Annotated in this window: 11 protein-coding genes and 3 pseudogenes; 1 reads left to right on the forward strand and 13 read right to left on the reverse strand. The window is 40.8% G+C overall.

Annotated elements, in window-relative coordinates; genetic code table 11:
- Window positions 1–12 precede the first annotated feature (12 nt).
- From HT708_RS07305 to miaA, 3 genes are read right to left on the reverse strand one after another with little or no spacing between them, the layout of a single operon-like run.
- The gene (locus HT708_RS07305; protein WP_172926204.1) at window positions 13–636 is read right to left on the reverse strand and encodes a cystathionine beta-lyase; all 624 of its coding nucleotides are present in this window, start codon (window positions 634–636) and stop codon (window positions 13–15) included.
- Window positions 629–1867 carry a GTPase HflX gene (gene hflX / locus HT708_RS07310; protein WP_023939997.1) on the reverse strand — a complete coding sequence of 413 codons (1239 nt, stop codon included), beginning with the start codon at window positions 1865–1867 and terminating at the stop codon, window positions 629–631. The genes HT708_RS07305 and hflX overlap by 8 nt, the downstream gene beginning before the upstream one ends.
- Window positions 1860–2744 carry a tRNA (adenosine(37)-N6)-dimethylallyltransferase MiaA gene (miaA, locus tag HT708_RS07315; RefSeq protein WP_031222742.1) on the reverse strand — a complete coding sequence of 295 codons (885 nt, stop codon included), beginning with the start codon at window positions 2742–2744 and terminating at the stop codon, window positions 1860–1862. The genes hflX and miaA overlap by 8 nt, the downstream gene beginning before the upstream one ends.
- A 120-nt stretch (window positions 2745–2864) precedes the next feature.
- Between miaA and HT708_RS07320 the strand changes: the two genes are divergently transcribed.
- A complete protein-coding gene (locus HT708_RS07320) occupies window positions 2865–3035 on the forward strand; it encodes a DUF3042 family protein (protein WP_001051780.1) in 171 nt (56 codons plus the stop codon).
- A gap of 168 nt (window positions 3036–3203) precedes the next feature.
- Here the strand turns inward: HT708_RS07320 and HT708_RS07325 are convergent, their stop codons facing one another.
- From HT708_RS07325 to HT708_RS07365, 10 genes and pseudogenes are all read right to left on the reverse strand, one after another.
- The gene (locus HT708_RS07325) at window positions 3204–4043 is read right to left on the reverse strand and encodes a thymidylate synthase (RefSeq protein ID WP_023940001.1); all 840 of its coding nucleotides are present in this window, start codon (window positions 4041–4043) and stop codon (window positions 3204–3206) included.
- 97 nt (window positions 4044–4140) lie between these two features.
- Window positions 4141–5100, reverse strand: a complete 960-nt coding sequence (locus HT708_RS07330; RefSeq protein WP_000078575.1) for an ROK family glucokinase — start codon at window positions 5098–5100, stop codon at window positions 4141–4143.
- A 104-nt stretch (window positions 5101–5204) separates the two neighbouring features.
- Window positions 5205–5759: pseudogene (ldcB, locus tag HT708_RS12175) on the reverse strand (LD-carboxypeptidase LdcB/DacB); the annotation flags it as partial.
- A 6-nt stretch (window positions 5760–5765) separates the two neighbouring features.
- Window positions 5766–6452, reverse strand: a pseudogene (locus tag HT708_RS12180) (excalibur calcium-binding domain-containing protein); the annotation flags it as partial.
- Between the two features lie 49 nt (window positions 6453–6501).
- Window positions 6502–7119, reverse strand: a pseudogene (locus tag HT708_RS07340) (alpha/beta hydrolase).
- Window positions 7120–8841: an aminodeoxychorismate synthase component I gene (pabB, locus tag HT708_RS07345; protein ID WP_172926205.1), complete on the reverse strand. Its 1722-nt coding sequence runs from the start codon at window positions 8839–8841 to the stop codon at window positions 7120–7122.
- Between the two features lie 60 nt (window positions 8842–8901).
- Complete coding sequence (locus HT708_RS07350; RefSeq protein WP_172926206.1) at window positions 8902–16101, reverse strand: ZmpA/ZmpB/ZmpC family metallo-endopeptidase; 7200 nt, start codon at window positions 16099–16101, stop codon at window positions 8902–8904.
- A gap of 21 nt (window positions 16102–16122) precedes the next feature.
- Complete coding sequence (locus tag HT708_RS07355) at window positions 16123–16686, reverse strand: TIGR01440 family protein (RefSeq protein ID WP_031222745.1); 564 nt, start codon at window positions 16684–16686, stop codon at window positions 16123–16125.
- Window positions 16687–16800: 114 nt separating this feature from the next.
- Window positions 16801–18492, reverse strand: a complete 1692-nt coding sequence (locus tag HT708_RS07360; protein WP_172926207.1) for a sensor histidine kinase — start codon at window positions 18490–18492, stop codon at window positions 16801–16803.
- Window positions 18489–19226 (reverse strand): response regulator transcription factor, encoded by a 738-nt coding sequence (locus HT708_RS07365; RefSeq protein ID WP_000222621.1) that lies wholly within the window; start codon window positions 19224–19226, stop codon window positions 18489–18491. The genes HT708_RS07360 and HT708_RS07365 overlap by 4 nt, the downstream gene beginning before the upstream one ends.
- Window positions 19227–19335 lie beyond the last annotated feature (109 nt).

Below are 19335 nucleotides of genomic sequence, written 5' to 3' on the forward strand. Positions count from 1 at the left end.
GATACTTTCTAATTAATCAATATATAACATGGCTGTGCGATTTTCCGATCGGAAATAGCGCTTGCCAGAAAAAGCAACAGCTTCTTGCAGTAAATCCTCTTGGCTGTAGCCTTTGAGACGCTTACGACCGTCAACCAAGCTTTCCAAATCAGTCAAAGCTGTGAGACTCTCCATGCTAACAACTTCCTCGTCTCCGACAGCCTTCATGTAAATCTTGCCAGACTTTTCAAAGACTAGTTGATGGGGGAAAATTTGTGCAATCTCAAAGAGCAAGTCATCCGAAATTTTCTCCTCATTTTCAGAGAAAATCCGACCAAGACCATCACTCTCATAGCAAAAACCAAAGGATTTACCAGACAAATTAAGCCGAATAAAAGGCTTGTTTTCGAGAGTGAAACTTGGCTCAACATTGTAGAGATTCAGTTCCTGATTGAGTTCCGCAAAATAATCGGTTGCAGCTTCAGGACTCTTTTTTTGGTAAAGTTCTGCAAAGTAGGCATTGACCACACTTGGCGGAGGAGTGATAAGCACCAACTGTTCTTGATCTGTTTTACCATCTAGAAGTTGATCTAAGTAAACCTTATCTAGGCTTGTATAACCTCCATACTTTAGAGCCAAATTTTTGATATTAGTCATAAAATTCCTCTAACCTCCATTTGTTTTTCTCAGAAATGTAGCCTGTAATGACTTCCCCGTCATCCTGATAATCGCGATTTTCAAGAATAGCTACACTTTCCAAATCATGAATCTTGTAGGACTTTGAAAAAGGCACGCGCAGGGTGAAAGATTCAAAAATATCCTTGATTTTCTCTAGCAGTAAAGCCTGCAAATTCTCACGACTATCCTCCGACTTGGCAGAAATGAGGGCATAAGGCGTTTGGGTAGGCGTGAAATCCTCCACCAAATCCGCTTTATTATAAAGCGTCAAGTGAGGAATATCTTCCATGTCCAGGTCTTTCATGATGGAGAGAACCGTTTTTTCATGCTCCTCGTGGTAAGGATTGCTGGCATCGATAACATGAACCAGAAGGTCCACATGCTTGCTTTCTTCCAAGGTTGACTTGAAACTGGACACCAACTCTGTCGGCAAATCTTGGATAAAGCCAACGGTATCTGTCAAAGTTACTTGGAGATTGCCTCCCAGATGAATACTCTTGGTTGTCGCATCCAGAGTCGCAAAGAGCTCATCTGCTTCATACTGGGTCTTACTGGTCAAGATGTTCATGATAGTTGATTTCCCAGCATTGGTATAACCAATCAAACCAATCTTAAAGGTGCTAGACTCCAGACGTTTTTCTCTGACAGTCGCCCGATTCTTCTCAACCACCTTGAGCTGACGCTCTATATCTGTGATTTGATTGCGAACACTACGACGATTCAGCTCCAGCTGGCTTTCACCAGGTCCACGGGAACCAATTCCCCCTGCCTGACGACTGAGCATAATTCCCTGACCAACCAAGCGAGACAGGAGATATTTGAGCTGGGCTAGGTGAACTTGGAGCCTGCCTTCGTGGCTTCGAGCCCGCATGGCAAAGATATCCAAAATCAACTGCATACGGTCAATGACCTTAACACCCAGAACTTCCTCTAGATTGACATTTTGCCTTGGTGTCAAACGGTTGTTGACAATGACAGTGGTAATTTCTTCGGCATCCACCATGAGGGCAATCTCTTCTAACTTACCAGAGCCAACGAAAGTCTTGGAGTCATACTTTTCACGTTTTTGCCTGTAACTATCGACTACGACAGCACCAGCTGTCTTGGCTAGACTGGCCAATTCTTCCATGGAGAGGTCAAAATTATCCATACCCTGCAATTCCACACCAATGAGCAGGACTCGCTCCTCTTTTTTCTCCGTATCAATCATCTAAAAACTCCTCTATCTGGCTTAAAATGCGGTCTTGCACACCAGCTTCTCCAATCTGATAAAAGGTGACCTGCATGCGATTACGGAACCAGGTCAACTGACGCTTGGCAAAACGACGAGTAGCCTGTTTGAGACTCTCACTAGCTTCCTCCAAGGTCTGCTCTCCACGGAAGTAAGGAAAAAGTTCCTTGTAGCCAATTCCTTTAGCAGCCTGCACATCAGGGTAATGGTCAAAGAGCCACTTAGCCTCATCCAAAAGCCCAGCCTCAAACATCAAATCCACGCGGCGATTGATACGTTCATATAATTGACTGCGCTCATCATCCAAGCAGATAATCAATGGTTCATACAAGGTCTCTTGATTTTCCAATTCCTGACCAAAATGGGCAATTTCCAAGGCACGCATCGCACGACGACGATTAAACTGAGGAATTTTAAGGTCTGCTTGCTCCACCAGATGAGCTAATTCCTCATCTGTATAAGGCTCCAAGCTAGCCCGATAGGCCAAAATCTCCTCATGGGGAGTCTCCCCACCTAGGTGGTAACCTTCTAGCAAGCTCTGGATATAAAGTCCAGTCCCACCAGCGATAATGGCCAGCTTGCTACGGCTGTGAATATCCTCAATAGCCATCTTAGCTTCTGAAACAAAATCAAAAGCCGAGTAAGACTCGGTTACCTCTCTAACATCGATTAAATGATGAGGAACAGTTTCCTGCTCTTCTGGACTAGCCTTAGCCGTCCCAATATCAAGTCCTCGATAGACTTGCTGACTATCACCGCTAACCACTTCGCCATTAAAACGCTTGGCCACTTCAATGGCAAGGGCTGTTTTTCCAACAGCAGTCGGTCCAACAATCACAATTATTTTTGTTTTCATCTTTTTTCCTTGAAAAATTCCCATTTTTTCGTTACTATTATTATAACACAAAAAGGTCAGTCAGAAAAATGTGACCTCTTGAGGGGGCTGGCTGATTAAGAAGATAAAGGAGGAAGACTCATGGCTAAAGGATTCGCTAAAGGTCTTGTAACAGGTGTCGCAGGAACTGTTGCTGCCGTTGCAGGTGCAGTATACGCATTTAAAAAGAAAGTAATCGAACCAGAAGAGCAAAAAGCAGCTTTCATCGAAGAAAACCGTAAAAAAGCAGCTCGCCGTCGCGTGTCACGTTAAGAAACAAAAGAAGTTGGGATTCATTGTCTCAACTTCTTTTTCTATTCTTTTATACTCAATGAAAATCAAAGAGCAAACTAGGAAGCTAGCCGCAGATTGCTCAAAACATGGTTTTGAGGTTGTTGATGAAGCGACGCTGACGTAGTTTGAAGAGATTTTCGAAGAGTATTAAATGGCTAGGTCAAACTTCAACTGCGGCTTAACAGGGTCATAATCCACCAACTCAAAATCTTCTGCTTTGATATCAAAGAAATTAGTCCCATCAGGAACATTTAAAACCAAGCGAGGTTGGCAGTCAGACGGCTCACGACGAAGCAATTCCTGAGCTTGTTCAAATTGATTGTCATAGATATGAAGGTTGTTGATAAAGTAGAAGAACTTCCCAACCTTCCAGCCAAAATGCTTGGCAATCATCATCTGCAAAGCCACATACTGCATAGCATTGATGTGGTGGGCCACCAGCATATCATTGGAGCGTTGCGTCAAGGTCGCATCCAGATAGATTTCCCCATCTACACGGCGGACATCAAACATGGTCTGAAAGGCGCACGGAAGAAGGCCGTCTGTTTCCTCAAAAGCTTGGTAATCCCAAAGGGAGATGATGTTTCGGCGGTTCCAAGGGTTGGCTTCCAACTGCTTGAGAAGCTTATTGATGATGTCGTGTTTCTTAACAACAGCACCATAGCGCTCACCAATGGTTCCTGTATTCCCCACTTCCCAGTCATTCCAGTAGTGAACATTGTACTTATCATTTAGTACCTCTAAGCTATTAGATTGGTCTTGGTAAATCCAGAGCACTTCCTTGATGGCGGATTTGATGGCGATAGGGCGTAAAGTTATAATGGGGAATTCCCCCTTGGCCAAGTCATACTCTGCAAAGGCACCCGTTACATACTTGGAGTTGGCAACTGTCCCATCCTTGTACTTGGGACGAGCCTGCTCAGAAAAGACACCGTCTTTGAGGATTCGTTCAATATTCTCTTTAAAAATCGTATCTGCTTTTGTCATTTACTCTCACCTCATTTATTGTCCTAACTAGTATAGCATAAAAAAAGAAAGGAGGAAAATCACTCGCTTCTAGAAAGCTATTTTCTCCTTTTTTATCTTATTGTAAAACAAGTGATGCTGCTCCAATAACTCCAGCGTCATTTCCTAGAGTTGCAAGAGCTAATTTAGTGGATGTGCGTACTTGTGGGAAACTATTTTCATCGTAAACTTTTTGAACACCTTGTAGAAGGAATTCTCCTGCAGCTGATACACCACCACCAATGACGATTGTTGATGGGTTCAAAATTGAACCGATGTTAGCACAAGCGATTCCCAAGTAACGTGAGAAGTTACGGTAAACAGTCAAAGCAAGGTCGTCTCCTTCTTTTGCAAGGTCAAAGACTGTCTTAGCAGTTACTTCTTCTCCGTTATCAATCAATCGTTTCAAGGCTGCATCGCCTTCATATTCATCTGCATAACGACGAGTCAAGTTGACAATCCCTGTTGCTGAAGCAACTGTCTCAAGACAGCCTTTCTTACCGCAAGTACATGCGATTGGTTGGTCAAAGTCAACAGTAATGTGGCCCAGCTCACCTGCTGCACCAGCAACACCGTGAAGCAATTTGCCTTCAGCGACGATACCGCCACCAACACCAGTACCAAGTGTCATAAAGACAACATCTGGTTGGTTATCACCAGCACCCATCCAGCGCTCACCAAGAGCTGCCACGTTGGCATCATTATCGATGAAGAATGGAATACCCAAGGCTTTTTCAATTTTCTCTTTAATTGGTTGAAGGGTTTTCCAGTTCAAGTTGTAGGCACCGATAACAGTCCCTTTTTCACGGTCAACCACACCTGGTGACCCCATTCCAATGCCTTGGAAGTCCGCTGCTGCCAATCCAAGCAAGTCCAAACGGTGTTGAATAGACTCAATCATATCATCAACGATATGACTTCCCTCATCCAAAATGTTGGTCTTGATTGACCATTTTCCTTGGATTTCTCCTGCTGTTGTTAAGATTGCAAATTTGATAGAAGTTCCACCAAGGTCAATCCCAATAATCTTTTGACTCATCATACTCTCCTTTTTCATTGTCTAGTAATTGAAAATGCTTACAGTACTAGTATAACAAATTTCAGTCATTTATGCAAAGGTTTGCATTTAGCTAATATAGATTTTTAATCCAGATAATCTCCACCATCAAATCCATAATATTCCTCCAGTGTCAAACCACTTGCAGCAATCTCTTTTGCTTCTTTTCCAATGTAACGTAAATGCCATTCCTCATGCATATAGCCTGTGACACTCTCTTTTCCACGGGGATAGCGAACAACAAAACCATAGTCTGGTGCATAATCCAATAACCATTGAGCCGCACCAGCATCTTCAACTAATTGACCATCTGTGCCAATCACATCAAAAGCAAGTCCTGTCTGATGTTCGCTATATCCAGGACGGGCGGAATAACGATCCGCAGCAGCCTGGCCCTCTTGGTTCACATAACTTTGATATAATTGTGCTTGAGTTGCATAACTTCTAAAGCCACTATAATTATCGCTAATAGCGTATCCTTCCTTCTGCATCTGTGCAATCAGTTTTAAAAAGGCTGCTTTTGCAGTAGCATTTTCACCTGGATAGTAATCTTTAGACATAGGATAATGTTTATTGGCAACTATGATTTCATCATACTTTCCTTGAAGGCTATAATAGAACCCTTTATTGCTTACTTTTGAATTAGCTTTCCACAAACCAGTCGCACCAACATAATAACGTCCACCATCAACCCATTCATTGACAGCCATTTTACCATCTGATTTTAGATAATAATTCCCTTGCCATGTATTATAAGCATAAGATCCATCTGATGTCAAATAATACCAAATTTGGTAAGAAGAGTCATAAACCCATTCACCTTTAGCCATTTTACCATCTGATTTCAAATAGTAATTTCCTTGCCATGTACTATAAGCATACGAACCATCTGATTTCAAGTAATACCAAGCCTGATAAGAATCATCATAAATCCATTCGCTCTGGGCCATTTTCCCGTCTGATTTCAGGTAATAGCTTCCCTGCCATGCATTTTTCACTAGATTTCCATTTCCATCAAAATAGTACCAAGAACCGTCCTGCTTAACCCAACCACTTGCTGTGGATGAAGTTGTATCAGTTTGAGTTGTAGTCTCTTGTTTTGCTTTAAAAGCACCCTTAGGAGCATTTTTCAATTCGCAAGCCACACCGTCATGATCACGGTATAACTTGGCAGAATAACCGGGGTCTCCCTCATGAATATCCGCGTATCCATTCGCCCAAGCTTCCTTACAACTCGAAAAATGAATGTTTTCCTCTGCTAACACAGGTTGTGAAAACAAGGCTAAAATTGACAACGTCACCAGACTCATTTTTAAAAATAGACGTTTGTTCATTACTTTCTCCTCTAACGATGTTATCGATTTCAATATTATTTTATCAAACTTATTTCAGCAATTCAAGGAAACTTCTGGTCTTTTCTACAAACTCCTTTGGTTTTTCCTTATTCAAGACATGAGGGCCATCTGGGATAATCTTGGGATTCTGATATTAGTTTATGAAGACTTCTCATAGAACTAAGATTCGGTTTATCTTTGCTGCCACAAATTAGTAAGGTTGGATAGGGGCAATTCCCTGCTATATCCGTTAAGTCAAGTGTCTTCAATTCTTTGGAAATACCTATTATAAAAGTCTTGTCTGCTCCCTGTTTTTCAAATACTCTTTTGGGAAGTAGTTTAAAAATCAGCAACTGAAGATAAAATAGGATATTACCGGACAATTTAAGCGGGCATCCTGACAGAATCAAAGCTCGAAGATTTGGTAAATCGTAACAAGATAGTTCTAATGCCAGGGCAGCACCTAAGGACAATCCAATCCAATCAAAACAAAAGGTTCTGTCTCTTGAGCTAGTTGCTGATAAACTCGCTCCTTGGCTTTTTGATAGTTGCTAACTCCAGAAGGAAATAACTCGATAGCCTCAGAAGGATAATCTGTCAGTAGATTCCGAACTTCTTTCCAACTCTCTGCTGACTGCCCTAACCCGTGTAAAAATACCAGTTTCATCTAGTTATCCTCTAGGCTTAATTCATACAAGCCTCTCACTGCATTACAGCCGTAAATAGCTTCTGCTTGGGCTAAATCTGCCAAGGTCAAGACTTTCTCTTCTAGCTGTCCTGTTTCTAGCAAATGCTGACGGTAAATTCCTGGCAAGATTCCAAGTTCGATAGGCGGTGTGTAGAGTCTCCCAGAAATTTTCAGAACCAAATTTCCGATTGAGGTTTCCAATAGCTCTCCAGCTGCATTATGGTAAATAATTTCCTGCTTCCTTAGGCCCAAGTGAGGTCGGTGGCTTGTTTTGAAGTAGGTAAATGCTTGTTGCAAATTGGCTTCCTGAAGACAGAGTTGGGCATAGCAGAAGGTTCGACTGAGAGGTGTTAATACTTGACGATTGACTTCTATCTCTCCAGACTTGCTAAGGCTAATTCGCAAGCGGTAATCTTGATTAACATCACAATCCTGACACTCTTCCTTTATCTTTTGTTTCAAGTCTTCTGCATCAAAAGGAGAAGCAAAATAGCGACTAGCTTTTCTCAGCCTTTCCAGATGTTGTGCTTCAAACAGCAGGTTCTTCTGGCTGATTTTCCCAGTCGTAATCAGCTGAAAACGAGCTTGTTTACGATAGAGAACAGCCGCCTTTTGATGAACCTCGCGGTATTCAGATTCCCAAGTGCTATCCCATGTAATGCCTCCGCCAACTCCATAGATGGCTTGACCTTTGTGAAGTTGAATGGTACGAATGGCCACATTAAAAATCCGTCGTCCATTTGGAAGCAAGAGACCAATCGTTCCACAGTAGACTCCACGCGGTTGTGGCTCCAAGTCCTTGATAATCTCCATAGTCGCAATTTTCGGAGCTCCCGTTATGGAACCACAAGGAAAAAGAGAACGGAAAATTTCAACAAGGTTCACATCCTCTCGCAACTGACTCTTGATGGTCGAAGTCATCTGCCAAACCGTTGAATACTGCTCTACCTGACACAGACGCTCCACGTGCTCGCTCCCCACTTCAGAAATACGGTTCATATCATTGCGCAAGAGGTCCACAATCATCATATTTTCAGAGCGATTTTTAGGATCCTGTTCCAACCAACTGGCCTGCTCCAAGTCTTCTTTGTCAGTCATGCCACGCTGAGTCGTCCCCTTCATTGGTCGTGTTGTCAATTCGCGGTCATTTTGCTCAAAAAAGAGCTCTGGGCTCATGGAAATTACTGCCATATCGTCATGTTCCACATAGGCATTGTAGCCCGCCTCCTGCTCTACCACCATACGATTGTAGATGGCAAAAGGATTGGCACTTAACTTTTGCTTGAGTTGGACGGTGTAGTTGACCTGATAGGTGTCTCCCTGACGCAAATGATGGTGAATTTGGGCAATTGCCTTTTCATAGTCTGCTGCAGACGTCACTTCCTGCCAATTTGAGGGCAAATCAATATCCTCATAAGTCAGAGGAATAGGGGAAGTTTCTACGCTATCATGAACAGTAAAGTAAAGCAGGTACTCTCCCAGTAGGGGATCCTTGTGAACTGCTAATTTTTCCTCAAAAGCAGGTGCAGCCTCGTAGCTGACATACCCCACCACATAATAACCTTGCTCTTGGTAGCTTTCCACTTGTGCCAGCAAATCTGCCACTTCTTCTACATTTCTCGTTTTCAACTCTCTAATAGGCTTGGTAAAGGTATATCTCTCTCCTAAAGTCCTAAAATCAATCACTGTTTTTCTATGCATACCTTAAGTATAGCATAAAATAAGAAAACCCTCATCCGCAAAGCAGATGAGAGATTTCGATTATTTAAAGATTGAAGTTTTAAAGCTATTTGTTTGTTGAAGAAGCTTCTTGAAGAGTTTTTCTTTAAGTGTCACTGTATTAGACATAGAAACAGATTTATTTCCATCTTTATCTGTCTTCAATGTCGCCTTATCTTTATCAACTGCTTCAGCAAATGCACGTTTCAAGTCTTCATAACTATTGTATATTGTACTATCAATTTCAATAGATTGAATTCCTTTTTTAGCTTTATCCACAACTTCTTCGAAGTAAGCTTTCTTCCAATCTTCTAGGTTGCTAAATTTACCATCAGAAACTTTCTTGATAATAAAATCATCACCTAGAGTAGCATGACCAGCTTTTTTAGACTCATTTTTCAGCATGTTAGAAGCATAATTTAGGAAGCCTTTTTCATATCCAAAGTAACCCCACATACGGAAGGTGTTATGCTTGAATGACATTGCTCCTGGAGCTCCTTCACTTGTGTTAGCACCATAGATACCAGCGGTAATTGGTACAGTTACATAGGCAGAGCCAAATCCAGTTGGGTCATAAGTACCATTACCAGGACCGTGTTTAGTCATGAAGTTCTTGTCTACTAGATCGTTAACAGAAGTCAAGTTATATTCTTTTTCTTCTGCATTCAGATCACGAACCTCGTCATACTGGTTCTTCGTATTAGCGTTACGTAGTTTTTTAGCAACTTTCTTAAACCAAGCATTGTTTAAGTCTTTATTGTGTTTATCAAGAACTGCTTCACCTTCAAGGTAGTCAAGAAGCATTAGAGTATCGTTGAAACCTTTCATGTAATGATCGATTTCAGCGCGAGAAGTGAGGTCATTTGGATTTGTGTTGTACCATTGGTTTCCATCGTTTGGACGTTCGTAGGCCATGTTTAGACCTAATGCGCCATATTCTCCGTTTGGATTTGATACCGATGGCGTTTGTAACATCCCCTGAGCAAATGCTTCAAGATCTGTACCTTCACGGTGTCTTGAACCACCTAAGTAAACCATACGGTCATTTACGTGAGTTGTTTCATGAGTGAAGGCTGAGATACCGAAATCACTAATCATATCAGTAACCATGAAGAAGACTGAATCATCTTTATAAGGGTTACCGTAAATACGAGCTACAGCCCCCATACGCCAATCAGTGGCGTGGTAACGACCTGTTGGTCCGTATAATTCACGGATAGGTGCTACGTCTTTACCACTATTCGTATGTCCGTATTTATCTGTGCTGATTCCTTTATAGTTTTGGTTATCTAACACAGGAGTTGGAACCATGTTGTTGCTCTTAAGCAGTTGATTACGAACTTTATCTAATGATAAGCGAGACCAGAAGTCTAGGTAATTTTGTTGACCTTTAGCGACTTTATTGATTTCAGCTTTGAATGCTTCGCGTTCTTCTGCAGTATTCTTACCGTATTTTTCAAATGAACTGTAAGCCATAGTGTTATATGTTGAGATTAAGAACATATGTGCATCTTTCAGGTTAAGAAGTGGTAAAATCATCTTACCATGCATGTCATTGTTTAATCCCTCGTAGGCTCTGTGTTTCTTATCAGCAAATTCAGGTGTTGTAGTTTTAGGTTCAACAATATATACATTATCTTTAGTAGCTTTTATGAACCAATCGTTTAGGTTCGTATCTTCTGTGAATAGACGCATATTATAGTCTAAGAAACTGTTTAACTCGCCTATGCCGATAACTCCACCGATAGTTTCGCGATAAGCTTCTAAAGTTCTATCCCCTTTAACATTTCTTTCTTTAGAACCAATCTTAATCAAGAAGTCTAAAACATTAACATTTTTACCATAAAAGTCAGGTTTGAATAGCATTAATTCTTTAATATTAAAGTCATCGAATTTAACACCGTAGTAACGATTTAGGTAAGCTAATCCAAGAAGAACAGCAGCCTTATTGTCATCAATCTTCTTGATCAAAGCGCGTTTAGCAGATTCATCTGTGTTTAATTGATGATCTTCATTTTCAAGCAACTGTTTCACAAATTTCGCCAGATTATCCTTGACTTCTTTGAAGGTTTCTTCGAGGTAAAGGTTCTTAATCGCATTTACTTTGTTAGGACCGGTTCTATTTAGGTGTGTGTAGATAGGATCTGATTGTAGCTCAACTGGGCTTAATTTTTCAACGATAGCATTGATAAGATCACTACGGTCTTTGTCAACGATATTAGGCGTATAGACAACTTCTCCGAGTTCAGCAATGCTGTACTCTTTCACTTGTTTGACATTAGATTCTTTCAGCGAAACAGTAAAGATGTCTTTGGTCTTATCAGCATAGTGCACCAAAATGTGGTCAGCATCAGCCAATTCTGTTACAAAGGCATTGCCCTTCATAGCAGTAACTGATAGGACTTCCTTGGTCATAAGATGACTATCAGCAGCTAATTTATTTCCTTGGTTTACAATCCATTCTTTATTGTAGAACGGTTGAAGTTTTTCGATATTACGGTAGGCAAGTTCACGAGATGCATCATAATCTTGAGTATCTTTATAAGTATCAGCTTTTTGCCTGATGTTGTTAAGTGAATCTTCAACAAGAGGGGCAATTTCGAATTTATCAGCAGTGATTCCCATTGCTTCAATCTTCTTGTCAGCTTCTTCTTGTGAGATGCTAGGAATCTTACGAGAATTGTTGTATGATTTATTACCCTCACTTACACCCTCAACACTGAAGTTACGTTTTGTTCTTGAATAGGTGAAGTAATCATCAGCATCAATATCCGAGTGACCGAACACCATTTCCCCAGTTTTGACTTTCATCATGGTGATGTTGTCTTCAATAGCACCCAAGGCCCAGTTAGTACCAAGCAAGCCACCTGATTGAACGGCTTCTTTCAGCTCGATAGAACCTTTAGCAACTGAATTTCTGAGAACACCTTCTCTACCTAGTGTATGGTTATTTCCACCATTTTGAGAAGAATAAACCAATCCTGCAGCTTTTGCTTTATTACCAGTAATTTCAGCATCAACGTAAGCTTTTTCTACGATACCTTTCCAGTTTTCACCTAGAACACCTGCTAAGTACCAACCTTTGTTTCCAGCAGCGTGAATTTTACCGATAAAGGCAACATTACTTACCTTACCACTACCATCAATTTTATTGATAATACCAGCTACATCGTTGCCCCCGACAACATTACCTGTTACTTTAACATTTTCAACAGTTGAATTATTTTTGATAACACCTGCGATTGGTGCTACTCGATTAAATCCAGGCATGTCAATGTTGACATCTTCAAGTAAGAGATTCTTAACAGTACCACCTTCAATGTTACCAAACAATGGTCTCGTAATGTTATGGATGGCAAATTTATTACCTTCTGTACTTTCCAATGTTCCCTTGAAGGCATTGGTTACATAAGATTTGCCAGCTGGTTGAACGTTACTTGCATTCATACTACTACCGAGCTTAAAGGTCCCAGTAGGATTGTCCTGCATATCTTTTACAAGCTCATTGAAGTTGTAGTAAACATTACCTTCTTTTGCTTTTTGTTTTTCAAAGTAATGAACATACTCTTCGCTAAGTGTGTTATCAGCATTACGTTGAACTAAGTCTGGTGCTTTGGCAGTAACTTTATATAAAGTTTTTCCGTCTTTTTCTACTTCTTCAATCTTGTCAACAGCAAGTCTTGTAACTTTGTTGTCATGAGTTGTAACTCGTAGGTAAAGTGAAGCAACATTCGTTGGTTTTTCTGAAAGTAAACTTGAGTCAGTTTCAACACCTTCATCGTCAACACTTATTAGACTTGTTTCTTTAATATTTTTAATTTCAACTTTTTTAAGATCTAATTGAATTGGTTGATCTTCTAATGTTTCAGTTTCTTCTTGACCATTACCTCTATCATAAACCATAGTAGTAGATAGAGTATACTCTTTGAAGTATTCTACATTGTCTAATAACGCATTTAGATTATTTTCTGTTAGATTCACAGTCTTAACAACTTGTCCATCTTTTTTCAGGGTAGCTGTGATTGATTTGATTTTAGCTTTAGTAGGATTTTCTAGAGAATACTTAGCAACTACTTCTTTATCTAATACTTTCTTATCAGTATTTACAAATGTTAATACTGGTTTTGCAGATAATGGAACTAAGTTTTTGATAGCTTCTTCTAATCTTCTAGTAGCTTCATCTACTTTACTTTGAGTAGCAGTTTTATCTGTATTTACAGATTTTGCTGCTGTAAGAGTGTCTTCTAAAGATTTCCATGTTTGAGTAGTGTATTCTTCTTTACGTTTGCTGTTAGCTGTGTTAATAGCCGTTTGTAATGCAGTTTTATCTACAGCAAGAGCTTTAATAGCGTCTTGAAGAGCTTGAGTAGTCGCATCTATTTTACTTTGTTTAGGAAGTGGAGTAGTTTGGTTGTTGATTTCTTTAGCTTTTATTTCAGCTTTTTTAAATTCATTCCAAGTATTAGGGCTATAGTCAGCTTCTCGTTTAATTTCTGCATCTTTTATTTGTTCTTGTAATTTTGTTTTATCAACAGTAAGAGCATCGATAGCAGATTTCAGTTTTTTAGCAGCATCATCGATTTGAGCCTGAGTAGCAGTAGCGTTATCTTCTACAGCTTGAGCGGCATTTTTTGCCTCTTCTAGAGCGCTCCAAGATACAGTACTGTAGTCAGTAGCAGTCTTAGACTGAGCATCAGCAAGTTGTTTTTCAAGTTCAGTCTTATCTGTAGTTAAATCAGTGATAGCCGCTTTCAGTTTTTTAGCAGCTTCGTCGATTTGAGCTTGAGTAGCCTTATTGTTGTCTTTTACAGTTTGAGCGACATTTTTCGATTCTTCTAGAGCATTCCAAGATGTAGTGCTGTAGTCCGCTGCAGTTTTAGACTTAACATCAGCAAGTTGTTTTTCAAGTTCAGTCTTATCTGTATTTAAACCAGCGATAGCAGATTTCAGTTTTTCGTCAATGTGATTTACTTCGCTTTGTTTTGTTGCTGGGTTGCTTGTAACTTTTTCAGCTTCAGCTAGTACAGTTTGAAGATTTGCCCAAGTTGCATCGCTGTAGTGTTCTTTAGTTTTTGATTTCGCATCAGAGATAGTTTTGTTTAAGTCTGTTTTATCAACGCTTAGAGCGTCAATAGCAGCTTTAAGTTTTTTAGTAGCTTCGTCGATTTGAGCTTGAGTAGAGGTAGCCTTATCTTTTACAGTTTGAGCGGCATTTTTCGATTCTTCTAGAGTGTTCCAAGATGTAGTACTGTGGTCAGCTTGAGTTTTTTCGTTTACAAGATTCAGTTGTTTTTCAAGTTCAGTCTTATCTGTATTTAATCCAGCAATAGCGGATTTAAGTTTTTCGTCAATGTGATTAACTTCGCTTTGTTTTGCTTCTGGTTTGCTTGTAACTTTTTTCGCTTCGGCTAATACATTTTGAAGGTTTGTCCAAGATGCATCACTGTAGTGCTCTTTAGTTTTTGATTTCGCATCTTCGATAGTTTTGTTTAAGTCTGTTTTATCAACAGTAAGAGCGTCGATAGCAGCTTTAAGTTTAGCTGTCTCGCTATCTACTTCAGGTTGTTTTACAGAGTCAGAAGCATATACACCTTTTGCAGCTTCTAAAACAAATCCAAGAGCATTGTAACTTGCTGTAGAATAATCAGTAGGAGAAACTGAACTAGCTTTATCAATTTGATTCTTTAACTCACTTTTATCAACTGGTTCTTTAGTACCAACACCCTTTATTTCATCTACTGGATTGGTTGTTATTGTATCCTCTAGTACTTTACTGGACTGTCTACCATCAGTAGTAGTGACTTCAGTTAAAATAGTGCGTTCGCCAGCAACACCTTCTCGAATAACCCTTGTTTTTCCCTTAGCGAGGTTCTCATCATCTTGCTCAACTGTCTTAAAAGGCACAGGCTCTTTAGTTACTATAACTTCAGACTTAACTTCTATTACATTTAACACACCTTCTTCAGGAGTTGTTTTATGTTCTACTGCTGGCTGTTCTACTTTTGTTTCTTCGTCCTGATGTTCTGCTGGTTGAGCAGCTGGTGAAGTTTCTGTTGGTTGACTTTCTGGTTCAACTTGAGCTTCTACTGGTTGTTCTTCTTGTTTCGGTATTTCTTCCGCAGTCTTCTCTTCTTTAGAAGCTTCTGGTTGCTTTTCTGGAGAGACTGGTGCCTTTTCGCCTTCACTTGGCGCGACTGGTTCACCTGCTTGTTCAACTTTTGGTTCCTCAGCTGGTTCCGTTTGTTTTTCTACAGCAGGCGTTTCCACTTTTAGTTCTTCAACAGGTTGATTAGAAGCCTCATCTCTTGTTTCTACTACTTCTGGCTGTGCATCTTCTTGTTTCGGTGTCTCTTCCGATACCTTATCCTCTTTAGGATCTTCTGGTTGTGATGATTCTTTTGGTATCCTTGGCTGCTCCGGTTGTGTAGGTTGCACGGGTTGTTCTGGGACTTTTGGTTGTTCTACTGGAGTTGCAACTTTTGATTCCTCAGCTGGTTTGTCTGATGGTTGACTTTCCGATTTGACTGGTGCTGGTTCTGCTGAATCTTCTTTCCCCTCTTCTACTTTAGGAAGGGTTTCGTCAGTAGGTTTTACCTCCGATTTTGGTTCTTCCTTTGGATTTTCTTCTGTTTTAGGAGCTTCCTCTGTCTCTACTGCTCGGTTTTCTGGCTTAGCTTGCTCCTGATTTGTTGTTACTTGGGGATTCTCAACTTCGACCACAGTTACCTCTTCAGGTTTAGCTGAGTCTTCTTCTAAAACAGTGTCCAAGCCAAGCGTTTTGAGGATGTCACCTGATAGATAACCAACATAACGATAACCATCCATTTCAACAACACCCTCTCGACTAGCCGGTGCTAGAGTAGCAACTGGATCTACAGCTCCTGCACTAGGAAGGACTACCAATCCCATAGCTCCAACTAGAAAGACGCTGGCAATTTTCTTTCTCTTGTAGATTAAAAGCAAGCTCCCAACAGTCAGCAAACCAAAAGCTGTCAAAACAGATGCTTCTGTCCCTGTTTGTGGCAGCTGATTTTTTTGATACACCAAACCATAAACAAGTTCATTTCCATCAGGCTTTCCTGTCTGGATTAAATCTTTAGCTTCTTGTGAAATAACCTCTTTATCTACATAGTGATAGGTGGCTGCGTCCACTACAGAAGAAGCCATCAAAAGGCTTCCAAGAAATACAGAACCTACAACTCCCTTAATCTTACGAATTGAAAAACGGTCTTTTTTAAACACTTTCATCTCCTTTATTTATTCTCACGACTTTCTGATAGAATCTTGCGGATAGTGCGCACGCGCACCTCCGATTAATTTTGGACGACTAGCCAGCGCCGTTACATGGGCATGACCAATCTCTCTCAAAAGAGGGCGAATCGGAACCTGAACATGCTTGACATGCATACCAATTGCAGTATCTCCGATATCCAATCCAGCATGAGCCTTGATAAATTCAACCTCAACTGGATCTTGCATAAACTTAAAGGCTGCCAATTGACCTGAACCTCCTGCATGGAGAGTAGGAAGGACACTGACGATTTCCAGACCAAACTGCTCTGCCACCTGACGTTCAACGACGAGAACCCGATTGACATGCTCACAGCCTTGAACAGCTAGATGAATTCTTTTTTCTTCTAGGAGATCTAGGATGGTCTTCACAATGATTTCGCCAATTTCTTGGCTGGATTCCTTGCCAATCTGACCACCTATCACTTCACTAGAGGAAAGACCCAAAACAAAGATAGATCCTTGCTTCAAATTGGCCTTTTCTAAAACATCTTTCACTATCTGACGTGTTTCTCTTTGAATCTGTGTCTCGTTCATCTCTGCTACCTCTTTTGTCACTATCTATCATACCGTTTTTTCTTGTTTTTAGCAAGATAGACGACCTGGAAAGCTTGCCCAATTACGCATAAAACTCCCAGAATTGACTGGGAGTTAACTAGTTTCTATTCTATTTATGTATATTTCAATCGTCGTTCCTTTGTCGGGTGCAGAATCAATCTTCATCTGGTAATGTTCTCCAAAATGAAGTTTGAGACGCTGATCGACATTTTGAAGACCAACTCCCCCACGTTTGAGTTGACTTTGACTACTATCACCAGCATCTTGGAAGCCAACTCCATCATCCTCAATGCGGATGACCAAGCCTGTATCCTGTTTCTGGACAGAAACTCTAATATGTCCCTGACCTTCCTTCTCCTTGATGCCATGGTAAAGAGCATTTTCCACCAGAGGTTGCAAAACCAACTTGGGCAAGACTAGGTTATCAAAGGCAGGATTTTCAGCAATCTCGTATTCCAGCTTATCTCCATAGCGTTGTTTCTGGATAAAGAGATACTGGCGGACATGATTGATTTCATCAGACAGGCAAATCAAGTCCTTACCTTGATTGAGTGCCAATCGGAAATAGGTCGCCAAGGACTTGGTCACCTGAACCACTCGCTGACTATCCTGAAATTCAGCCATCCAGATGATGGTATCCAAGGTATTATAGAGGAAATGAGGGTTAATCTGGCTTGATAGGGCTTGAAGTTGGTACTGACGGGTCGTTTCTTCCTGGCTACGAATAGCTACCATCAACTGATCAATCTGATCCAACATGGCATTAAATTGGCGAGTTACTTCTCTCAGTTCATAGGCACCAACTTCCTTGGCACGAAGATTTTGAGCACCAGAAGCAATTTCCAACATGGTTTCTCTCAAGTCCCTTAAAGGAGCAATCCAGCGTTTGAGACTTAACCAAACCAAGAAGAGACAGACAAGAAGAGATGTGACACTTGCCCCAAGCAAGGTCCACATGAGTTGACTCCGAACCTGGTCTAACTTCTCCAGCGAAGACACGCCAAGCACCGTCCAATCAGTTCCTGCAATCTTTTCTTGACTGACGTAGGATTGGTGATCTAGCGTATAGCCCTGACCCGTCTCGATGTAGGATTTCATGGCCTCCATTTCGCTAGACGAACTATAAACTGTGTGTTGAGGATGGTAGACAAATTCATGATTTTCATTGATGATAAAGGCAAAGCCCTGCTGCCCCAACTGAAGTTGGTTAAGATAGGCTTCCAGAGTTTCATAAGAAATATCCAAACGAAGCACGCCCAGATTAGCTCCCTTTGCATCAAGAAGTTCTTGAGTGACAGAAATGACCCATTGACTATCTGATTTACGAGCTGGAGTCAAAATAGGCATGGCTCCCTGATGAATGGCCTTTTGGTACCAATCCTCAGCCATCATATCTGAAGAAGTTTTCATCTGAACACTGTCATCTGTAGAAATGACCTGACCAGATTTGGTCACCAAAACCACTGCTTTCAAGTCCTGGTCTGCCTTTAAGATGGTCAAAAATAGATCTCGGATTCCCTTGACCTTATCTTGACTGGGATTCTCAGCATAGGCTAGGACATCCGTCTGCTGGGTCAAACCGGTCGAGGTGGTTTCTAATTTTTTAATATAAGACTGAATAAAGTGGCTAGTCTGGCTGATGGTCGTTTGGCTGTTGCCTTCAATGGTGGTCTCAATGGCTGAAGAACTAGATTGATAGTAGAAAGTCCCGACCAGAGCTAGGAGAATAAGAAAGACCAAAAAGATGGAAATAACCATTCTGACTAGGAGAGAAGAACGCTTCATCGGCCTTCTCCCTTCTTAAACTGACGAGGTGTCACACCTGCAATCTGTTTAAAACGTTGGGTAAAGTAGTTCATATCTTCAAAACCAACCTTTTCAGCTATCTCATAAATCTTCAGATTTGTAGTTAAAAGCAAAAGCTTGGCTTGTTTGACACGTTCTCTCACCAGATAATCCTGAAAAGGCAAGCCCAACTCTTTCTTAATCAAGGAACTCAGATAAGTCGGACTAAAACCTAAGTCACTGGCCAAAGACTTTAAACTAAACTGGCTATCAGCCAGATGGGACTGGATTTTCTGGGCCATGTTTCCTTCAAACTTATCGGCCAATAAATCTTGTAACTGCTCTTCCTTCTCTTCCTTATCTAGTTTTTGCTTGATTTTCCCCAACATTTCCTCAATATCCTGACGAGAAAAGGGCTTGAGCAGGTAGTCATCCACACCGAGTTTGACAGCAGACAAGGCATAATCAAAATCATCGTAGCCAGTCAAAAAAACTAGATGAACCTGAGGATAGGTTTCCCGAACCAGACTGGCCAACTGGATGCCATTTAGCTGAGGCATGTTGATATCGGTTAAAATGATATCTGGCACCTGTTTTTGGATTAATTCCCAAGCCTGCCTTCCATTTTCAGCCTGACCGATGATTTCCATATCGTAGGCTGCTACATTGACCAGTTTAGTCAAACCTTGTCTTACCAGATATTCATCTTCTACGATTAAGATTGTATAGGTCATGCTTCTCTCCTTTACCACTTACTAGTATCAGTATAGCAAAATTCTCCTCTCACTGCTTAGGAAAGACTTCTTATACTCAATGAAAATCAAAAAGTAAACTAGGAAGCTA

Origin of the sequence: Streptococcus sp. 3613, assembly GCF_013277375.1 — a bacterium.
In the GTDB taxonomy this organism is placed as follows: domain Bacteria; phylum Bacillota; class Bacilli; order Lactobacillales; family Streptococcaceae; genus Streptococcus; species Streptococcus pseudopneumoniae.